Raw genomic sequence first — 17,002 nt, 5'->3', positions numbered from 1 at the left:
TTCACAACCTGACTCGCATGAGCAGGTTCTGACGTGCCCGCGCTGCCTTCCGACGTTTTCCTCGTCCGGGGGCTTTATGAGTGTTGCTCGCAGTCACTGCGCGCGGTTTGCCGTGCGCGGTTCGCTTGTTGTGCTGTGCTGGTCGATAACGCCGCTACTGGCGTGGGCGCAAACGCCTGCGCCTGAAGTACCGGCCGCAACCGATCTCCTCTCCGCTTACCGCGCCGCACTGGCCAACGATCCGCAGTTCGCATCGGCCCGCGCGCAATCGCTCGCGCAGCGCGAGAAGCTCACGCAAGGCCGCGCCGGCCTGCTGCCGCAAGTTGGCGGTGCCTGGAGTTCCACGCGCGTCATCTTCGATCAGAAGGCGCCGGCCGAATTCAACAAGACGTTCTCATCGACGGGCTGGACGCTGTCACTCTCGCAACCGCTGTTCCGTTGGGACCGCTGGGAGACGTACAAGCAAGGCGAGATCGCCGCGCAAGCCGCCGAGGCCTCGCTCGCGCAGGCACAGCTCGACCTCATCACCCGTACGGCGCAGGCCTACTTCGACGTGCTCAACGCACAGGACACGCTACAGCTCGCCACCGCGCAGCGCGACGCGATCCAGCAGCAGTACGAGCAGGCGCGCCGCAACTTTGACGTCGGCAATGCCAACATCACCGATGCCAACGACGCGCAAGCGCGGCGCGACTCCATCGATGCAACCGTCATCGCTGCGCGCAGCGACCTTGAAGTCAAACAGTCGGCGCTCAAGCAGATCGTCGGCGAGCCGGTCGGCACGTTGGCGGGTGTACGCACCGGCGTGGCGCTGCCACAGCCGGAACCGGCAACCCCCGAGCCCTGGGTCGACCAGGCACGCAGCGGCAACCTGCAGGTGGCGCTGGCCCAGTACAACCTGCAAAGCGCTGAACGCGACGTGAAGAAGGCTAACGCGGGCCATCTGCCCTCCGTCGACCTCGTCGCGCAGACGGGTCATACCAACGCCAGCGGCAATCAGTACCTGCCGTCACTGCCGGGCGGCGCGCGCTTTGAGAGTTCGCAGATCGGCGTGCAGGTGTCGATTCCGATCTTCGCGGGCGGCGCGATCCAGTCGCGCGTGCGCGAGAACATCGCGCTGGAAACCAAAGCTGCGAGCGACCTGGAGTACGCCCGCCGCGCCGCCGAACAGGGCGCAAGGCAAGCGTATATCGGCGTGATTGCAGGGCTGGCGCAGGTGAAGGCGCTGGAAGCGGCCGAACTGTCGGCGCGTACGGCGTATGACTCCAACCAGCTCGCCTATGGCGTGGGCGTGCGCATCGGCACCGACGTGCTGAATGCGCAAGCGCAACTTTTCCAGGCGCGGCGCGACCTGGCACGTGCGCGCTACGACACTATCGTCAATGGCTTGCGTCTGAAATCTGCCGCCGGCTCGCTCAACGAGGCAGATGTGATTCAGGTGAACACGCTGCTCACGGCCAACGGCTCAAGCCACATCACCGCCCTGCCGCCGCGCGCTGCCAAGCCCGCATTGGCAAAATCGGCACCCACCGCCGCCAAACCCGCCAAGCGCTGATCAGTGGTTCTGGCCGCTCGGTGACGACGCCGGCGCTACTGCTGCCGGCGACAGCGGCCGCTCTGCAAACTGCAGCAGCGCACCGCTGGCAGTCTTCCAGATCACCTGGCGCCCCTGTCGCCCCGAAGCCGACGGCTGCATGCCGACGGTCGCCAACGGCGATTTCAACGCCTCCAGGAAAGCCGTCTCCAACACCATGCGCGCCGGGTCACACGCCATGCGTGTCGTTGCGAGGTTACCGAAGCGCATGCCCGAGACGAGCTTCTCGTACGGACCGGTAAAGCGGTTGCAGCCCGAGTAACCCGATGCAACGCCGTTGGCAGCTTCCAGGCCTGCGCTGAATTCGATGGCAATCGGCTGTGCGGTCGGATCGGCCCCCTCTTCCTCCGCCGCGGGCAGTTCCTTGGGCGCCGCCCCCGGCTCTTGCCAGCGCACCAACACAAAGCGTGAGCGGCCCTCGCCTTGCGCCTGGGTCAAGGTGGCCTGACCGGGGTTGGGTAGGGCGCTGGCGGGAGCAGGCTTCGCTTCAGGCGTCGACACGGCTTGCGCGACCGGGGCGGAAGCCGCGATGCTTGTCACTACGGTAGCGGGCTTGCCAGTGGGTGCGGGCGTCATGCAGCCGGCGCCGATGATGGTGGCCGCGGTCAGCACGGCCAAGGCCGCTGCCGTCAATACCACACGGCGTGGCGTCTGCAGCAGGCTTGGCTTGGGACGATTCGATTGAGACATGAACGGGTCGTGAACAGTGGCGAATGCAAACTACAGCAAACTGCGCAAAGAGCCGTTAGTCTGCGCCGCGCGGATTGAGTTCGCAGTTTTCGTGCCGAACGTGGCTTGCGTGTTACAGCGTCGGCAAGACAAGCGATGCCACCGCCTCCACCGTACGTGCCGTCGCCCCGCCATGCGTGGCAGCAAAAGCCAGCGCGGCGCGTGATGCGGTCTCGCGCGCATCGGCGTCGGACAGCCACGCATCGATCACGCGCATTACCGCTGCCGCATCATCCACCTGCATACAGGCACCTGCGGCCACAGCATCGCGCGTGGCCTGCGCAAAGTTGAACGTGTGCGGGCCGATGACCACCGGCGTGCCAACGGCACATGCCTCGATCAGGTTCTGCCCACCCAGCGGCAACAGGCTGCCGCCAATGAATGCGGCTTCGGCGGCGGCGTAGTACAGCGCCATCTCGCCCATCGAATCACCAAGCAGGACATCCGCTTCACCCAAACCAGCGTCGTCCGCCATGCCGGCGGCCGACACGGTCATCGCGCTGCGACGCGCAACACGCAAGCCCACGCGCTCGGCAAGCTGTGCCACCTCATCAAAGCGCTGCGGATGGCGCGGCACGAGAATCAACAGCGGGTGCCGGCGCCCAACGTGCTGTGCACGATGTGCCTGCCATGCCTCCAGCAGCAACGTCTCTTCGCCTTCGCGCGTGCTGGCCGCCACCCAGGCCACACGCCCATACCGCCCGTGCAAGGCTTCGCGCAGCACGCGGCCCGCCATGATCTGGTCGACGTGCGGTGTGATGTCGAACTTCAGGTTGCCCGTCACGCGCACACGCGGCACACCAAGCGAGCGGTAGCGATCGGCATCGTCCGGCGTCTGTGCGAGCACGGCGGCCAACTGCGCATACGTCTCGCGTGCGGCATCGCCCAAGCGTGCTGTACGTCGATGACTGCGCGCCGACAGGCGCCCATTGACGAGCACCATCGGTACGCCTGCGGCGTAGGCACGCTCGATCAACACCGGCCAGATCTCCGTCTCCATCAACAAGCCTAGACGCGGCTGGAAGTGGCGCAAGAACCGGTCAACGGCCCCAGTCAGGTCATACGGCAGATACGCCTGGATGACGCGACCATTACGCTGCGCCGCGAACTCGGCACCCGTGCGGCGGCCGGTTGGCGTCATATGCGTCAGCAGCACAGCGTGGTGCGGAAAGCGCGCGAGCAGCGCATCGATAAGCGGCTGCGCGGCACGCGTCTCTCCCACCGACACGGCATGCACCCACAGCAGCGGGCGATCAGGATTCGCGCGCGAGGGGTAGAAGCCGAGCCGCTCGCCAACGTGCTGGCGATAACCGGGCTCCTTGCGGCCACGCCACCACAGACGCAGCAATGCAACAGGCAGCGCAATGCGCCACAACAGGCGATACAGGAAGCGCAGCATCAGAGCACACCCAGCGCGCGCAGCGCATCGAGCGCCTGGGCGCTGGTGGGGTGGGCCTCGGCGCTGCCGAGGTCATGTACGTTGGGCGTCCAATAACCACCCGTGCGCCACGCGGTCGTGAAGTTATAGAGCGCCACTGTCGGCTTGCACAGTGCTGCGGCAATGTGCACGAGCCCTGTGTCCACGCCCACCACAGCCGTCGCTTGATTGAGGAACGCCGTCACGTCCGGCAGCGACATGCGCGGTGGAATCACCACGCGCCCCACCGTGCCCGGCACCGCCGCGATGATGGCCTCACGGATGGCCTCGCTGGTACGGCGCTCGGTTTCGCTGCCCCACGGCAGGGCAATCGCATAGTCACGTGCGAGCAGCTCGCGCGCAACGTCCACCCAGGCTGCCTGGGGCCAGCCCTTGTCGGCGCGCGAGGTCGCATGCACCAGCGCAACGTACGGGCGCGGCATCGCAAACGACAACGCTGCGGACGGCTGCAGACCAAAATCGATCGACGCGGGCAGTGTGTAGCCAAGCGCCTCGGCCACCATGCGGCGCGAGCGCTCGACCACGTGCACGCGCGGCTCCATCATGATCTTGCGCTGGTAGAACAGCTTGGCGAGCGGCTCATAGCCAGCGCCATCGGTACGGTTGCCGAAACCGGCCACGAAGCCGCTCGGGGTCAGCCTGGCCTGGGCCGCAACCAGCGCAGTCTTGATGAGACCTTGCGTATCGAGCACCGCGTCGTACGACTTGGCGCGCAGCGCGCGGCGAAAGGCTGCCATCTCGCCCCAAGTCTTCCCGGAACCCAGCGACTTGCGCCAGCGACGCAGCGCAAACGGAATCACACCCTGCACACCGCGCACGATGCGCACCATGCCGGCAAAGCCCTCTTCGACCACCCAGTCGATCTCGGCATCCGGATAGGCCCGCAGGATATCGGCCACGACCGGCGTGCAATGCACCACATCGCCAAGCGACGATACCTTGACGATCAGCACACGCATGCCGTTACTCCTTCCCCCAACTTCATGAGTACGGACCGTGCGATCAGAACGGCAGTTGCGCGTCCGGCTTCTCAGCCAGGATCACGCGGCGGAACTCGCTCTGGATGCGCGCCATGGCGACATCATTGTCGGCCTCGAAGCGCATCACCACCACCGGCGTGGTGTTGGACGGGCGTGCCAGGCCGAAACCGTCTTCATATTCCACGCGCACGCCATCGATGCGATTGACTTCCTTCGCGCCCGCAAACGTGGCGTTGGCCTTGATCTTGTCGAGCAGCGTGAAGGCTTCGCCCTCAGCGCATTTCAGTTGCAGCTCCGGCGTGCAATGCGAGTTCGGCAAGGCATTGAGCGTGGCGCTCGGATCGGCCAGACGCGAGACGATCTCCAGCAGGCGCGCGCCCGTGTACAGACCGTCGTCAAAACCGTACCAGCGATCCTTGAAGAAGATGTGGCCGCTCATTTCACCAGCCAGCGGTGCGCCGGTTTCCTTCAGCTTAGCCTTGACCAGCGAATGGCCCGTCTTCCACATCGTCGCCTTGCCGCCGTGCTCACGAATGAACGGTGCCAGCTTGCCCGTGCACTTCACATCGAAGATGATCTCGCCGCCCGGGTTGCGCGACAGCACTTCCTGCGCGAACAGCATTAGCTGACGGTCGGGGAAGATCACCTGGCCGTCCTTGGTGACCACACCCAGGCGATCGCCATCGCCGTCAAAAGCGAGGCCGAGTTCGCAATCGGTGGTCTGCAGCGTGCGGACGAGGTCTTGCAGGTTTTCGACGTGGGCCGGGTCCGGATGGTGGTTCGGGAAGTGGCCATCCACCTCGCAGAACAGCTCCGTCACCTCGCAGCCCATCGCGCGGAAAAGCTCCGGCGCAAAGGCCCCCGCTACACCGTTGCCACAGTCCACGGCAATTTTCATCGGGCGGCTCAGCTTGACGTCCGAGACGATACGGTCGATGTACTGTTGGCGGATATCCACCTGGACGTAGCTGCCAGCGCCCTCGGTGAAGTCGCCTTGTTCGATGCGCGTGCGCAGTGCTTGAATCTGTTCACCGTAGATGGCCTGGCCTGCCAGCACCATCTTGAAACCGTTGTAGTCGGGCGGGTTGTGGCTGCCGGTGACCATCACGCCTGAGGTGGCACGACGCCCCGCCAATTCGATGTTCGTGCCGAAGTAGACCATGGGCGTGGCAACCAGGCCGAGGTCGATCACGTCCACGCCGCTGGCGCGCAGGCCGTCCGCCAGCGCTTGCAATAGGTCGGGCCCCGACAGGCGGCCGTCGCGGCCGATCACCACTGCGGATTCACCCTTGGCGCGCGCTGCGGAGCCAAAGGCACGGCCGATCAGGCGTGCGGTTTGCGCATCGACGGTTTTTCCGACGATGCCGCGGATGTCGTAGGCTTTGAAGATGGTGGGGTTGATGCTACACATGAGGGGGGGGTATGCAGAAAATGAGATAAGCGCCATTGTAAATGGTTGACATCTCTCGCCGTAGCGCCTCATAGCGAGCCAAGGGGCGTAGGCTCGCCGCCTGCCGGCCGTGTCGCCCATGTTCGGCCACTCGATGTCGCTCATCGAGTTGGTACACCATCGCTTCAACTCCCTCCAGTGCCCCCCCCTTCCTGCGGAAGAGTATGAAGAGATATGACCTTCTTACAAGCCTCGCCGCACGTCCACGATCGGCGGCGAGATTTCTTGCTATCCAGTTCCAGAAGATTGCGAGCAGTGAGCAGGCGAATCTCGCTAGTATCGAGACCTACATCACAAAGCCAAGCTGGCAATTGACCAGAAGAACACAGTCACGATCAAAGCGACGATGCAGCAAAGAAATCCAAGGCGGGTACCGGCAACATACGCATAGCGTGTATCCACGGATACTCTGCTTCGGTTCTACATGGACCAGGGCCCACTTCGTCACCCCGATCCTGAGCAACGAGTGTCCGCAGATCAGACAGCCGACCACTCCTCCAGTAACGTGGATGGCTGCCGACGCCATGCTCTGGTTGCGTGTTTCCTTCGCGGCATGCAAGCCGCCCACCCTGCGTTCCAAGCGTCAACCGGAGATAACCTCTCTCCTCGCGCAGTCCGCAGCCCCGAACCAGTGTGCCAGTGTCAGGAGTAAAAGCGCGCCTTGTTGCCAGCCAGCGCCTTGAGCACACTGCGCTCAGCCCTTGTCATAGCTTTGATGTAGCGCTTGTCCTCTACACAGCAAAGCGTGGTTTTCGGATGGCGTGAGGCAGTCGCCTTATTGAAGTCGGCCGCGAATTTGTAGAACGTCACTTTCTCGATGTCATCCCAATGCACGGTGATTGCGTCACCGTCATGAGTTATGGAAGGAGCATCGATTGCAGGCGCGCCGGTAATCTGCTCCAACCACTTCGCGAGCATCTCGAACTTCTCATCGAGCGTCACAGACTTATAGAAGCTCAGCCCTTCCTTGACCTTCGCGGGTGAGCCGGCAAGCACAACCTCTGCCGGTGCGTCCTTCGTAAGGTTGGAGCCGATCAGAGCCACCGAGCGGCGACCAATGCGCACGCCTGACGCCACAATGCACGAGCCCACCAGCCATACGTCCGACTCGACATGGATTGGGCGCTCGCCATACAGGGTGCAGCCCTCGATCTGCTCACCAGCCGCCACATGCGACCAGAGCTGTGAGTACATGCCCACGCGCACGCCGTTTTCAACAGTCAACCCGCCGGTACCGTCGAGCACCGTGTTCTGGCCGAACCAACAATGCTGACCAATGCTAACGCCCGTCTTTGACAGCACCAGCGTGTCAGCATGCAACGTAGTCCAGTCGCCGATTGTGATGTTGCCACCGTCGACGATCATCTTTACACCGTCGCCCAGCACTACATAGTCACCCAGCTTTACAACGGCTGGCTTGGCGAAGATAACCTGCACGTTATCGCCGATTGAGCAGCTTTGGCCCACTTCGATAACACCATCGCCCACCTTCTTAATATCTGCCATAGTTACCTCTTGCCCAGTCGTTTTTGTGTGGGCGGCCGATTCTACTATGGCCGTCGACCATTCGAGTTGTCGGCCTCGAAGACAAGTTCGAGTGAGCAGTCAGTGGCCTGCCGCGCGCACGACGTCTTGCTTGTTGGCCCTAGGCGAATACGGGGGGGATGGTAGTTCCGGAATTGGCCATGCACCTCGCAGAACAGTTCCGTCACGTCGCAACCCATCGTGCGGAACGGCGCCGGCGCAAACGCAACACGCCACGCCGATACCGCACGCAACGTCGATCTTCATGGGATGGGCGTGACGCCCGACACCGTCGGGTCGATGCGCTGTTGACGGATATCCACTAGGCATAGCAGCCAGCCGTGAAGGCGACCGTCACGACCGCTGGCAACGGTCGATTCGCCGTTGCCGCGCAGTGCCAAGCCGAAGGCGCGACCGATCGGGCGAGCCGTCTTCGCGTCCACGGCGTCCTACGATGCTCGGATGTGGCGAGCCTTGAAGCTCGCAGTATCAATTTGCAATAGCTTCCCGCAACGAAGCTCACGGTGCAGTACCGCTCATAGACAGCCAGCAGGGCGCTACAAATCGTATTTCCAGATTACGGAATCGGCACGAGCTTATAATCACTCGCCCGTCCCGATTCGAACGATTCGCGCACTACAACACGGTTCGGCAAGGCGCGTTTCAGCCAGGTAAAGGGGGCCTCTACCTCACCACCAATTTTTTCCCGCGCTCGTGCAGAACTTGCCCCCCTCTCGGCCCCGCGTCGCGTATGTCATTACCAGCTCTGAGATTGGCGGAGCCCAATCACACCTAGCAGACCTGCTGCATGCGTTGCGTGGTCGGATTGATGCGGTGGTGCTTGCCGGTGGGAACGGCCCCCTGTTCACAGCGGCAAAGGCCGCCGGTGCCGAAACGGTACGACTGCCGCTGCTCGACAACGCCCTATCGCCGTTGAAGGCAATTGCTACGCTACGCCAATTGAAAACCGCGTTGCACAGTGCCGCACCAGACCTTATTCATGTACACAGTGCCAAAGCAGGCGCATTGGGGCGCGTGGCCGCCTGGATGCTCGGCATTCCCGTGATCTACACCGTACATGGTTTTGCTTTCAAACCGGCAGCACCGTTGGTCCAGCGCCTTGCGTCCCGTGTTGTGGAATGGTGCCTGGCGCCGTTGACCACACATATGATCTGTGTGGCCAATGCCGAATACGAGCTGGCTGCCAGCCTGCCAGTACCGGCGAGTCGCGTCAGCGTCATTCACAACGGCATTCCTGACACCCATGCACACCCTGAACCTGGGGGACAGTTGCGCCGCATCGTCATGGTGGCGCGCTTCGCAGCGCCCAAACGACCCGACGTCGTTATTCGGGCATTTGCGCGCGCAGCGCTTGACCGTTGCGAGCTAGTCATCGCAGGAGACGGTCCCACACGTAACGCCATGCACGCGTTGGCCGATAAGCTAGCCCCCGGCCGTGTCAGCTTTCCCGGCAATGTGAACGACGTCGCTGGTCTTTTAGCCTCGGCACAGTTGTTCGTGCTGGCTTCGGACCATGAGGGTCTACCGCTGTCAGTGCTCGAAGCGATGCGAGCCGGGCTGCCAGTGGTGGCATCGGACCTGCCCGGCATTCGCGAGCAATTCGGCACCACACCTGCTGCACTGGTTGTCGGCAACGATGATGCCGTCATGGCGGACATACTAGTGGCGCTGGCGACCGACCCAGCCCGCCGCAAAGCCATGGGCCAAGCGGCGAGAAAGCGCTGGGAGCAAGCTTTCGGCATCGCGCCAATGGCCGAAGCGACCTGGCAAATCTATCAAGGTGCGCTCGGCTTGCCTCCAACAACCCCGCAGCCGACAAAAGACACGTGACATGAGCAGCGACAAACAAGAAGCTCGCCTGGGCACTGCACAGCGCACCATGGCAGCAAACGTCCACGGCTCCGAGACCGTACGCCGCGCCAGCCGAATGCTGTCCTGGGCCTTGCTTGGACTGGTATTGTTCGGGATCAACATCGCGTTGGCGGAATACCTCTATCACGCCGGCATCGTGACTTACGTTTTCACACGTACGCTACTCTGGACGGTCATCCCATGCCTGTGCACGTTTGTGCTACTGCACCGTTCACTCCATCTGCCGGCCCTCGAAGGCAACAGCCTGATCGGCGTGTCTGCGACACTTCCTTACAGCTTGCTTCTCATCGTCTTCGCCGCATTTCATGTTGAGTACTCGCGTGGCGCCCTACTACTCGGCTACATCACAACGCTTGCCTGGAGCGGCATCGGCTACCGCCGTTTCGTCCAGAACTACGTGCCGGTGTTCGGCTATATCGATCCGGGTACGCTGAAGCAACTTGACGCAATCCTTGCCATGCCGGGCGCCACGCCCCCTTCCCCGAACCGCCTCGAGTTCATCCATTCAATCGAGAACGCCGTGTATTGCGATGGATTGATGCTCGATCGCTCGGCCACTGCCGACCCCGAGCGTACGCGTTCGCTGGCGCAGCTCAAGCTAAGTCACGTGCGTATGTACTCAGTGGAGCGTGTCGGTGAGATGCTGACAGGGCGTGTTGGCCTCGAGCATATCGACGAGAATTTCTTCGACGACTATGCGCGCCACTATTTCTATGGTTTCGTAAAACGCACCCTCGATATCACTACCGTGGTTTGCCTGGCGCCGCTGGCGTTGCCGCTATCGATCATGACCGCGCTAGCGATCAGGTTGGAATCGGGTGGCCCGATGCTGTTTTGCCAAGAGCGTGTAGGACGGTTTGGTGAACCGTTCACGATGCTCAAGTTCCGAAGCATGAGTGTGCAGCAGGACGCCCCGGCACAGTTCGCACAGCAACATGATCCGCGCGTGACACGCGTGGGCCGAGTGATCCGCAAATATCGGCTCGACGAACTGCCGCAACTCTGGAACGTGCTGGTTGGCGACATGAGCTTGATCGGACCACGTCCAGAGCAGGTGCCAATGGCCAACATGTTTGCCGATACGATCTCCTATTACCCATACCGGCACCTGGTGCGACCGGGGCTGTCGGGATGGGCGCAGGTGCAACAAGGCTATGTCGGCACGCATGCGGAAACCGTCACGAAACTCAGCTACGACCTCTACTACGTCAAACACTGCTCGTTCGCACTCGATCTTCTGATCGGCGTCAAGACCCTGCGCACGATCCTGACTGGATACGGAGCGCGTTGATGGCGTGTACCGCACTTGCTGGGGCGCCAATGCGAATTCTGCTGGTCACGACCGGCTTGAAGATGGGTGGGGCTGAACATCAAGTGGTGGCTCTCACTCAAGCGTTTCTGGCTCGCGGACATGCAGTCACCATCATCAGCCTCTCGTCCGGCCAGGAAATTGACATCCCCGCCACGGCGAACGTTGTCGATCTTGCCATGCGCAAAACCCCCTTGGGGATGGCACGGGCGCTTTGGCAAGCCCGCGATCTAATCAAATCATGGCAGCCCGACGTTATCCATGCCCACATGATCCACGCCAACGTGTTCGCGCGGGCACTGACACGGATCGTGCGCTGCCCTCCGCTGGTCAGCACAGCACACAGTTTTCGTGAAGGTGGCTGGTTGCGCATGCTGGGCTATCGGCTGACGGATCGATGGAGCACGCTGACCACTCACGTCAGCCATGATGGCCGCAACGGCATGATTGCGGTCGGAGCAGTGCCGGCCAATCGCATTACGGTCGTGCCCAACGGTATCGATATTGACCGCTTTCAAACAAACGCAGCGTTAGGTGAAGCCACGCGCGCGCGCCTGGGTATCCATGCGGGTACAAGGCTGGCGCTAAACGTCGGGCGGCTGGTTCCGGAAAAGGCACAAGACCTGCTGCTACGCGCGTTCGCGCAAATCGATGACGCCCCGCCGGTTCACCTGCTGATTGCCGGCGGCGGTCCACTTCAGCAAGCGCTAACGGACCAGATTGCCGCATTGGGCTTGACGTCTCGCGTCACGCTGCTGGGCCCACGCAGCGATGTGCCGGCACTGCTCAACGCGGCCGATACATTCGTGCTGTCATCGAATATCGAAGGGCTTCCCATGGTGCTGGTGGAGGCGCTGGCCTGCGGCTGCCCGGTGGTTGCAACCGATGCACCGGGCGTTAAAGAGGTGCTGTGCAACCAGGGCGTGGTCGTGCCACGAGGAGATGCCGAGGCACTGGCTGCGGCGTTGACCGTCGCACTGCGTGAAGGCAGAGGGTCGGCTCTGCAGCAAGCCCAGCGACACACACTAATCGCGGCTAGGTTTTCGATCGATGCCGTAGCACAACGCTGGTTGGATATTTACCGGAGCCTTGGCACCACCACGGCCATTCCGCACACGGAGGCGACCTGATGCGAGTGGCAAGCAACCTGCTCTGGATGCTGGCCGAGCGGGGCCTTCAGGTTGGCGGTGGCATCGCCATCGTGGCCATGCTGGCGCGAGCGCTCGGCCCCTCAGGTTTCGCGCATTTCCAGTACGCGCAATCGATCGTGCTGATCGCCGGGTCCTTCGCGTTTGTCTGCGGAGCCGAGGTGGTGGTGCCCCGCCTCGTAGCGGCTCCAGGGGCGGCAACCCAGCACAGATTGCTCGCACACGCCTTTTTGCTGCGCCTGGCTGGTGGTGTCGCCGGTTACTTGTTGATGTGCGTTTATCTGGGCGTGACGTCACCCGGACCGGACGTCTGGCATGCTGCGCTATGGCTAGGCATTGCGATCTTGCTGCGGGAACCATTTGGCGTGGTGATCGCCTGGATGCAGGCGCATACCAACAATCGACCAAACACGCTGTTCAGTCTTACTGCGTTGGTGGTCAAGGCGATCCTCGTCGGTAGCCTGTTCGCTACGGGCATCCACGAGATCACAGGCTACGTAGCCGCGTTTGCGCTCGAGGCCATGGTTTCGGCAGTGCTGCTCACCAGCTACTACTTCATTCGCGTACCCGACCGCGACTTCGCCTGGCACCCGCCCCAGGCTCGCGAACTGGTTGGAGCCGGCATGCTGTTCTGGGGCAGCTTCATTCTGATGATGTGCGCGCGCCGGGTAGACCAACTGGTGCTTCAGCCGTCCGTATCTGCAGTGGATTTCGGCGCCTATGCCGCCTGCATGCAGATCCTGGACAACTTCACAATGGTTGCTACCATCTTGGTCGCGGGCATTGCGCCAAGCTACATCTACGCGCGCACAACCTTTGCCGATGCGCACGCAAGAATCGGCCGTGTTGCGTTTGGCATCGGCGCACTCGGATTGGTCGGCGGGTTGGCCATTGCTGCATGCGCTCCCTGGATCGTGCACTTGCTCTACGGCAGCGCATTCGGCACCACAGTGACGCTGCTGCGCATAGCGGCAGCGGCTTCGGCACTAGTATTCGCCGACGTGGCGCTCACGCTGTTGGCGGTCCATCTGCGCCGGCCGCGCTGGGTGACCATGAAATGGACCCTGGTGTTGGTCACAACGCTGGTCTTCGATTTGCTCACCATTCCACGCCTTGGCGTCTGGGGCGCCATCGCTGGTTATGCGCTTGGCAACGGCATGGCGGTCATGGTCGGTATGGCGCTATGGTGGCGCCATCGCCCAACACCGGGGATGGCATCGGCGTGACTCAGCTGCCAACCGTCTGCTTCCTCACCGGCACACTGAACGCCTTCGCAGGTGCGGAGCGCATGACCGCAGTGATCGCCAATGCGCTGGCCGCACGCGGCTACCGGGTGCTCATATTGAGTCTCTGGGATCGAGCAAGCGTTTTTCCGTTGCACCCAGCAGTCGAGCACTGCGCGCTGTTCGCGCATCGCCCCTCGTTCAAGCGTCAATATGTTTCGACCGTCCTCGGCATCCGTCGCTTTGTGCGTGAGCATGGCGTCGAAGTGCTGGTCGAAGTCGATACGATGCTGACGCTGTTCACGCTGCCGGCCACGCTTGGCCGAAAGGTGCGCAGGATTTCGTGGGAGCATTGCCATTTTGACGAAGATCTAGGGAGACCGGTCCGCAAGATGGCCCGCTTCCTCGCCGCTCGAACTTGTACGGATATCGTGGTGCTCACCAAGCGTGATCGCATGCGTTGGATGGAGGCTTTGCGACCTCCTTGCAACATCGTGCACATCCCAAATCCTCTGCCGTTTCCATTACCGAACGCGCGAACATCGCGCGATACACGGACGGTCTTGGCAGTGGGACGCCTGACCGGGGCCAAGGGCTTTGATGTATTGCTGAAGGCCTGGCAGCAAGTGGCCCAACATGCCCCGGACTGGAAACTGCTGATCGTCGGCGAAGGCGAGGAGCGAGAACAACTGGAGGCACTATGTCATCAACTCGGTCTCGAACAGTGCGTTTCACTACCCGGAGTGCACACCGACATCGCCCAGACATACGCACAAAGCACTATCTTCTGCCTCAGCTCACGCTACGAAGGCTTTGGGCTGGTCCTGATCGAAGCCATGGCATTCGGCCTGCCTATCGTCTCGACCAATTGCGACCAGGGACCTCGGGAGTTACTGGCAGATCACGAAGATGCGCTGATGGTACCCGTTGAGGACGAGACCGCACTTGCCGATGCGCTGCTCACACTGATCAGGGAACCCGCAATCGCTGAACGCCTGGCGACCCACGGGAAAGCGAAAGCAAGGCATTTTGCGATCGAGTCCATTGCTGATCAATGGACAGCCATCCTGGGCGCCACGCCTTAAGGTAACGCGCAAGTAAGCAATGGATCACGCCTGCGTAAAACGCACGCGTTCAGGCAAGCGCCTGCTCAACGGTGGACCATGTCACCGGATCCAAGTAAAATTGTTCAACTTCAAACAAACGTGGTCGATAGATCACTTTCACCCCCCCCCGCCGGTAGGTGCGAGCGTGTTTGTCGCAGCTCTCAGCAATGCCTTGCTTGCCACTGAAATCAGACATATGAGCCTTGGGTCCATTCCATGACGAGTCGCCAAGCCAAGATACAAGAAGACACGTACTTTCGGATCATGCGCATATTGCAAGAAAATCCGGACCTCACTCAGCGCGAGCTTGCGGAAAAATTGGGCGTAAGCGTTGGCGGTCTGAATTACTGCATCAAAGCTCTGACGGAAAAGGGGTGGATTAAGGTCCAGAACTTCAGTCAATCCAAGAATAAATTCGGCTACATCTACATTCTTACGCCGCGCGGCATTGCGGAAAAAGCGGCTCTGACCAGCCAGTTTCTGAAACGCAAGATGGAAGAGTACGAGTTCTTGAGATCGGAGATCGAGGCCTTGCGGGCAGAGGTTCGGAGTGACGACTTCAACGGAGTCAAGAAGGGAGATATCTAGCCCGATGTGTGCTGGAACGCTTTCTCGATCAAACATCCGCTACCAGGATATTTCCCAGCCAAGACTAGATGGATGAGGCGGAACTTGAACACGCCATCACTGCAACACTCGATACATCACGGCGTGCCACCGGCCGCTCGGGCGCTCATCTGGAAGGTATTTTTTAGCTCCAGAGGGCGTGGAATCGACTTGCCCATGCATTACCCGTGGATTGGCGACCGTGCCCGGAGCACCTCCATTCTGATCAACAAGGATGGCTCGAGCGAAGAAAGCGCGGCGGCCGCAACGCTCGTGATCAAAGAGGAAACGCTGCCCGACGTAGGGACCGTTGGCCTTGTCGGACTGGTGTGTGTTGATGACGCGTTCCGAGGCAGCGGACTCAGTCACCAATTGCTTTCGGCCGCAACGAACTTCGGTAAAGAAAAGCCTTATGTCTGCCTGGTTCTCTGGACAAACAAGCCGAATGTGTATGTCAGACACGGCTTCACTGTTGACAGCCACGACAGGTACGGGACCGTCCGAAAACGCGCGGCGACTGGCAGGGATGGCCTCTTATGTCACGACGTGACCGGCATCACGGTAGAAGACAAGTCCAGCCAAGGCATTCCGGCATTCGCGCAAAGCGTAGTGGCTTTCAGCATTCAAACCGCCTCCATCACCGTGCTCCAGACCCGACAGGGATGCACACTGATAGAGTGGGCGGGCAATTGGGATGCAATTTTTCAGCTTATTGATCAAACCCTCCCTGATGAGTGGAACCTGAATGCGCCGGATGACTCGGGAATTTACACCGAGTTGATCAATCGCGGTTATAGCTCGAAGCTGCAAATGAGCTCACAGCGAATGGTCAGCAATCTCTCAGGAAAAGATTTTTCGAACTTTCCATACATCTCACTGCTTAACCGAATTTAATTGACACTAATATGATCCCGATCGTCAAAGTCGCAATGCCCGCCAAATCGGTTCTCATGCCCGCGCTGGAAGAGGTCCTGTACAGCGGCATGATCGCCGAGGGCGAGTCCGTCTACCGATTCGAGTCAGAGTTCAATCAGAAATTCGGACTGGAACGCTCGCTCGCGATGAGCAGCGGAACGGGTGCCCTTCACGCGGCGCTGACGTTGGCCGGCGTGGGCCCTGGCGATGAAGTGATTTCCACGCCGATGACGGCAGAGCCAACCAATACGACGATCCTCTATACCGGCGCAAAAGTGGTTTGGGCCGATGTCGATCCGGTATCGGGCAACATGTGTCCCGAATCCGTCCGAAGCTGTATCACTAGCAAGACCAAGGCGATTCTTTGCGTTCACTATGCGGGTTACCCGGTTCGTCTTGCAGAACTGAAACAGCTTGCCGATGAGTATGGGATTGTGCTCATCGAAGACTGTGCCCATGCGCTGGGGGCCCGCTATCAAGATCGGCCGATTGGAACAATTGGCCACTACGGAATCTATTCCTTCCAGGCGATCAAGCATATGACCACCGTCGATGGTGGCCTGCTGACGTTCAACGACAACTCGCAGATGGAAGCGGCAAAGAAGTTCCGATGGTTCGGCATGCTCAAGGGCGTTCCACGTACCGAAGTCGATATCACTAGCGTCGGCTACAAGTACAACATGAACAACGTCAACGCGACGATCGGGCGGGTTCAGTTGCAGGGCATCTCGGCCGTTCTTGACCGCCACGTTCAGAACGGCAAGTTCTACGATGCTCAACTGGACGCCGTCAGCGGGGTCGACTTTGCTCGCTGCGATGCAGTTGCCGAGCCGAGCTACTGGATTTACACCCTGTTGTGCGATGACAGCGCCAGCCTGGAAAAGGCACTCAATGCCGCGGGGATCGCCGCCTCAAAACTGCATCGCCCCAACAGCTTCCATAGCATCTTCGCAGCGTCGAGCCGAGAGTTGCCGGGGCTGGACACGTTCTACAAGAGGCTGCTGCACATCCCGTGCGGCTGGTGGATCAGCGATGAAGATCGGGAACGCATTGTTGATGTCATCCGGAAAGGGTAAGGAGACGCCAG

General features: G+C 61.2%; 15 protein-coding genes. 9 read left to right on the top strand and 6 right to left on the bottom strand.

Going from position 1 to position 17,002, the window contains the following annotated elements; genetic code table 11:
* Positions 1 to 76: 76 nt before the first annotated feature.
* Positions 77 to 1,555 (top strand): TolC family outer membrane protein, encoded by a 1,479-nt coding sequence (locus C404_RS52155; RefSeq protein WP_031329941.1) that lies wholly within the window; start codon positions 77 to 79, stop codon positions 1,553 to 1,555.
* On the opposite strand, the gene C404_RS52150 is transcribed toward C404_RS52155, so the two are convergent.
* The 6 genes from C404_RS52150 to C404_RS52125 all read right to left on the bottom strand — a co-directional run bounded on the left by C404_RS52150 (position 1,556) and on the right by C404_RS52125 (position 8,158).
* Positions 1,556 to 2,284 carry an META domain-containing protein gene (locus C404_RS52150; protein WP_021196786.1) on the bottom strand — a complete coding sequence of 243 codons (729 nt, stop codon included), beginning with the start codon at positions 2,282 to 2,284 and terminating at the stop codon, positions 1,556 to 1,558. It abuts the gene before it with no gap.
* A gap of 112 nt (positions 2,285 to 2,396) precedes the next feature.
* Positions 2,397 to 3,722: a lipid IV(A) 3-deoxy-D-manno-octulosonic acid transferase gene (gene waaA / locus C404_RS52145; RefSeq protein ID WP_021196785.1), complete on the bottom strand. Its 1,326-nt coding sequence runs from the start codon at positions 3,720 to 3,722 to the stop codon at positions 2,397 to 2,399.
* On the bottom strand, positions 3,722 to 4,720 hold the full coding sequence (gene waaC, locus C404_RS52140; RefSeq protein ID WP_021196784.1) for a lipopolysaccharide heptosyltransferase I: 999 nt from the start codon (positions 4,718 to 4,720) through the stop codon (positions 3,722 to 3,724). The genes waaA and waaC overlap by 1 nt, the downstream gene beginning before the upstream one ends.
* Positions 4,721 to 4,763: 43 nt before the next feature.
* Complete coding sequence (locus tag C404_RS52135) at positions 4,764 to 6,152, bottom strand: phosphomannomutase/phosphoglucomutase (RefSeq protein WP_021196783.1); 1,389 nt, start codon at positions 6,150 to 6,152, stop codon at positions 4,764 to 4,766.
* Between the two features lie 681 nt (positions 6,153 to 6,833).
* Positions 6,834 to 7,697: an acyltransferase gene (locus C404_RS52130; protein ID WP_021196782.1), complete on the bottom strand. Its 864-nt coding sequence runs from the start codon at positions 7,695 to 7,697 to the stop codon at positions 6,834 to 6,836.
* 281 nt (positions 7,698 to 7,978) lie between these two features.
* Positions 7,979 to 8,158 carry a hypothetical protein gene (locus C404_RS52125; RefSeq protein ID WP_021196781.1) on the bottom strand — a complete coding sequence of 60 codons (180 nt, stop codon included), beginning with the start codon at positions 8,156 to 8,158 and terminating at the stop codon, positions 7,979 to 7,981.
* 271 nt (positions 8,159 to 8,429) lie between these two features.
* Between C404_RS52125 and C404_RS52120 the strand changes: the two genes are divergently transcribed.
* From C404_RS52120 to C404_RS52085, 8 genes are all read left to right on the top strand, one after another.
* Positions 8,430 to 9,566, top strand: coding sequence for a glycosyltransferase family 4 protein (locus tag C404_RS52120; protein WP_049286253.1), 1,137 nt, complete (start codon positions 8,430 to 8,432; stop codon positions 9,564 to 9,566).
* Position 9,567: 1 nt separating this feature from the next.
* Complete coding sequence (locus C404_RS52115) at positions 9,568 to 10,899, top strand: sugar transferase (protein WP_021196779.1); 1,332 nt, start codon at positions 9,568 to 9,570, stop codon at positions 10,897 to 10,899.
* 29 nt (positions 10,900 to 10,928) lie between these two features.
* Positions 10,929 to 12,047 (top strand): glycosyltransferase, encoded by a 1,119-nt coding sequence (locus tag C404_RS52110; protein ID WP_021196778.1) that lies wholly within the window; start codon positions 10,929 to 10,931, stop codon positions 12,045 to 12,047.
* Positions 12,047 to 13,291, top strand: coding sequence for a lipopolysaccharide biosynthesis protein (locus tag C404_RS52105; RefSeq protein WP_021196777.1), 1,245 nt, complete (start codon positions 12,047 to 12,049; stop codon positions 13,289 to 13,291). Before C404_RS52110 ends, C404_RS52105 begins: the two co-directional genes overlap by 1 nt.
* Positions 13,249 to 14,373, top strand: coding sequence for a glycosyltransferase family 4 protein (locus tag C404_RS52100; protein ID WP_021196776.1), 1,125 nt, complete (start codon positions 13,249 to 13,251; stop codon positions 14,371 to 14,373). Before C404_RS52105 ends, C404_RS52100 begins: the two co-directional genes overlap by 43 nt.
* 237 nt (positions 14,374 to 14,610) lie before the next feature.
* The gene (locus C404_RS52095) at positions 14,611 to 14,982 is read left to right on the top strand and encodes a MarR family EPS-associated transcriptional regulator (protein ID WP_021196775.1); all 372 of its coding nucleotides are present in this window, start codon (positions 14,611 to 14,613) and stop codon (positions 14,980 to 14,982) included.
* Between the two features lie 84 nt (positions 14,983 to 15,066).
* A complete protein-coding gene (locus tag C404_RS52090; protein ID WP_152524482.1) occupies positions 15,067 to 15,894 on the top strand; it encodes a GNAT family N-acetyltransferase in 828 nt (275 codons plus the stop codon).
* Positions 15,895 to 15,905: 11 nt separating this feature from the next.
* Positions 15,906 to 16,991 (top strand): DegT/DnrJ/EryC1/StrS family aminotransferase, encoded by a 1,086-nt coding sequence (locus C404_RS52085; RefSeq protein ID WP_021196773.1) that lies wholly within the window; start codon positions 15,906 to 15,908, stop codon positions 16,989 to 16,991.
* Positions 16,992 to 17,002 lie beyond the last annotated feature (11 nt).

The sequence above is a fragment of the Ralstonia sp. AU12-08 genome (assembly GCF_000442475.1).
GTDB lineage: Bacteria > Pseudomonadota > Gammaproteobacteria > Burkholderiales > Burkholderiaceae > Ralstonia > Ralstonia insidiosa.
Note: the sequence above shows the minus strand (reverse complement) of the source record. Positions and strands in the feature narration are given on the sequence as shown.

Excerpts from the sequence above, each read along its gene's own strand:
- C404_RS52155 (WP_031329941.1), top strand. The coding sequence starts at position 77 with ATGAGTGTTGCTCGCAGTCACTGCGCGCGGTTTGCCGTGCGCGGTTCG.
- C404_RS52150 (WP_021196786.1), bottom strand. The coding sequence starts at position 2,284 with ATGTCTCAATCGAATCGTCCCAAGCCAAGCCTGCTGCAGACGCCACGC.
- waaA (WP_021196785.1), bottom strand. The coding sequence starts at position 3,722 with ATGCTGCGCTTCCTGTATCGCCTGTTGTGGCGCATTGCGCTGCCTGTT.
- waaC (WP_021196784.1), bottom strand. The coding sequence starts at position 4,720 with ATGCGTGTGCTGATCGTCAAGGTATCGTCGCTTGGCGATGTGGTGCAT.
- C404_RS52135 (WP_021196783.1), bottom strand. The coding sequence starts at position 6,152 with ATGTGTAGCATCAACCCCACCATCTTCAAAGCCTACGACATCCGCGGC.
- C404_RS52130 (WP_021196782.1), bottom strand. The coding sequence starts at position 7,697 with ATGGCAGATATTAAGAAGGTGGGCGATGGTGTTATCGAAGTGGGCCAA.
- C404_RS52115 (WP_021196779.1), top strand. The coding sequence starts at position 9,568 with ATGAGCAGCGACAAACAAGAAGCTCGCCTGGGCACTGCACAGCGCACC.
- C404_RS52110 (WP_021196778.1), top strand. The coding sequence starts at position 10,929 with ATGCGAATTCTGCTGGTCACGACCGGCTTGAAGATGGGTGGGGCTGAA.
- C404_RS52105 (WP_021196777.1), top strand. The coding sequence starts at position 12,047 with ATGCGAGTGGCAAGCAACCTGCTCTGGATGCTGGCCGAGCGGGGCCTT.
- C404_RS52100 (WP_021196776.1), top strand. The coding sequence starts at position 13,249 with ATGGTGGCGCCATCGCCCAACACCGGGGATGGCATCGGCGTGACTCAG.
- C404_RS52095 (WP_021196775.1), top strand. The coding sequence starts at position 14,611 with ATGACGAGTCGCCAAGCCAAGATACAAGAAGACACGTACTTTCGGATC.
- C404_RS52085 (WP_021196773.1), top strand. The coding sequence starts at position 15,906 with ATGATCCCGATCGTCAAAGTCGCAATGCCCGCCAAATCGGTTCTCATG.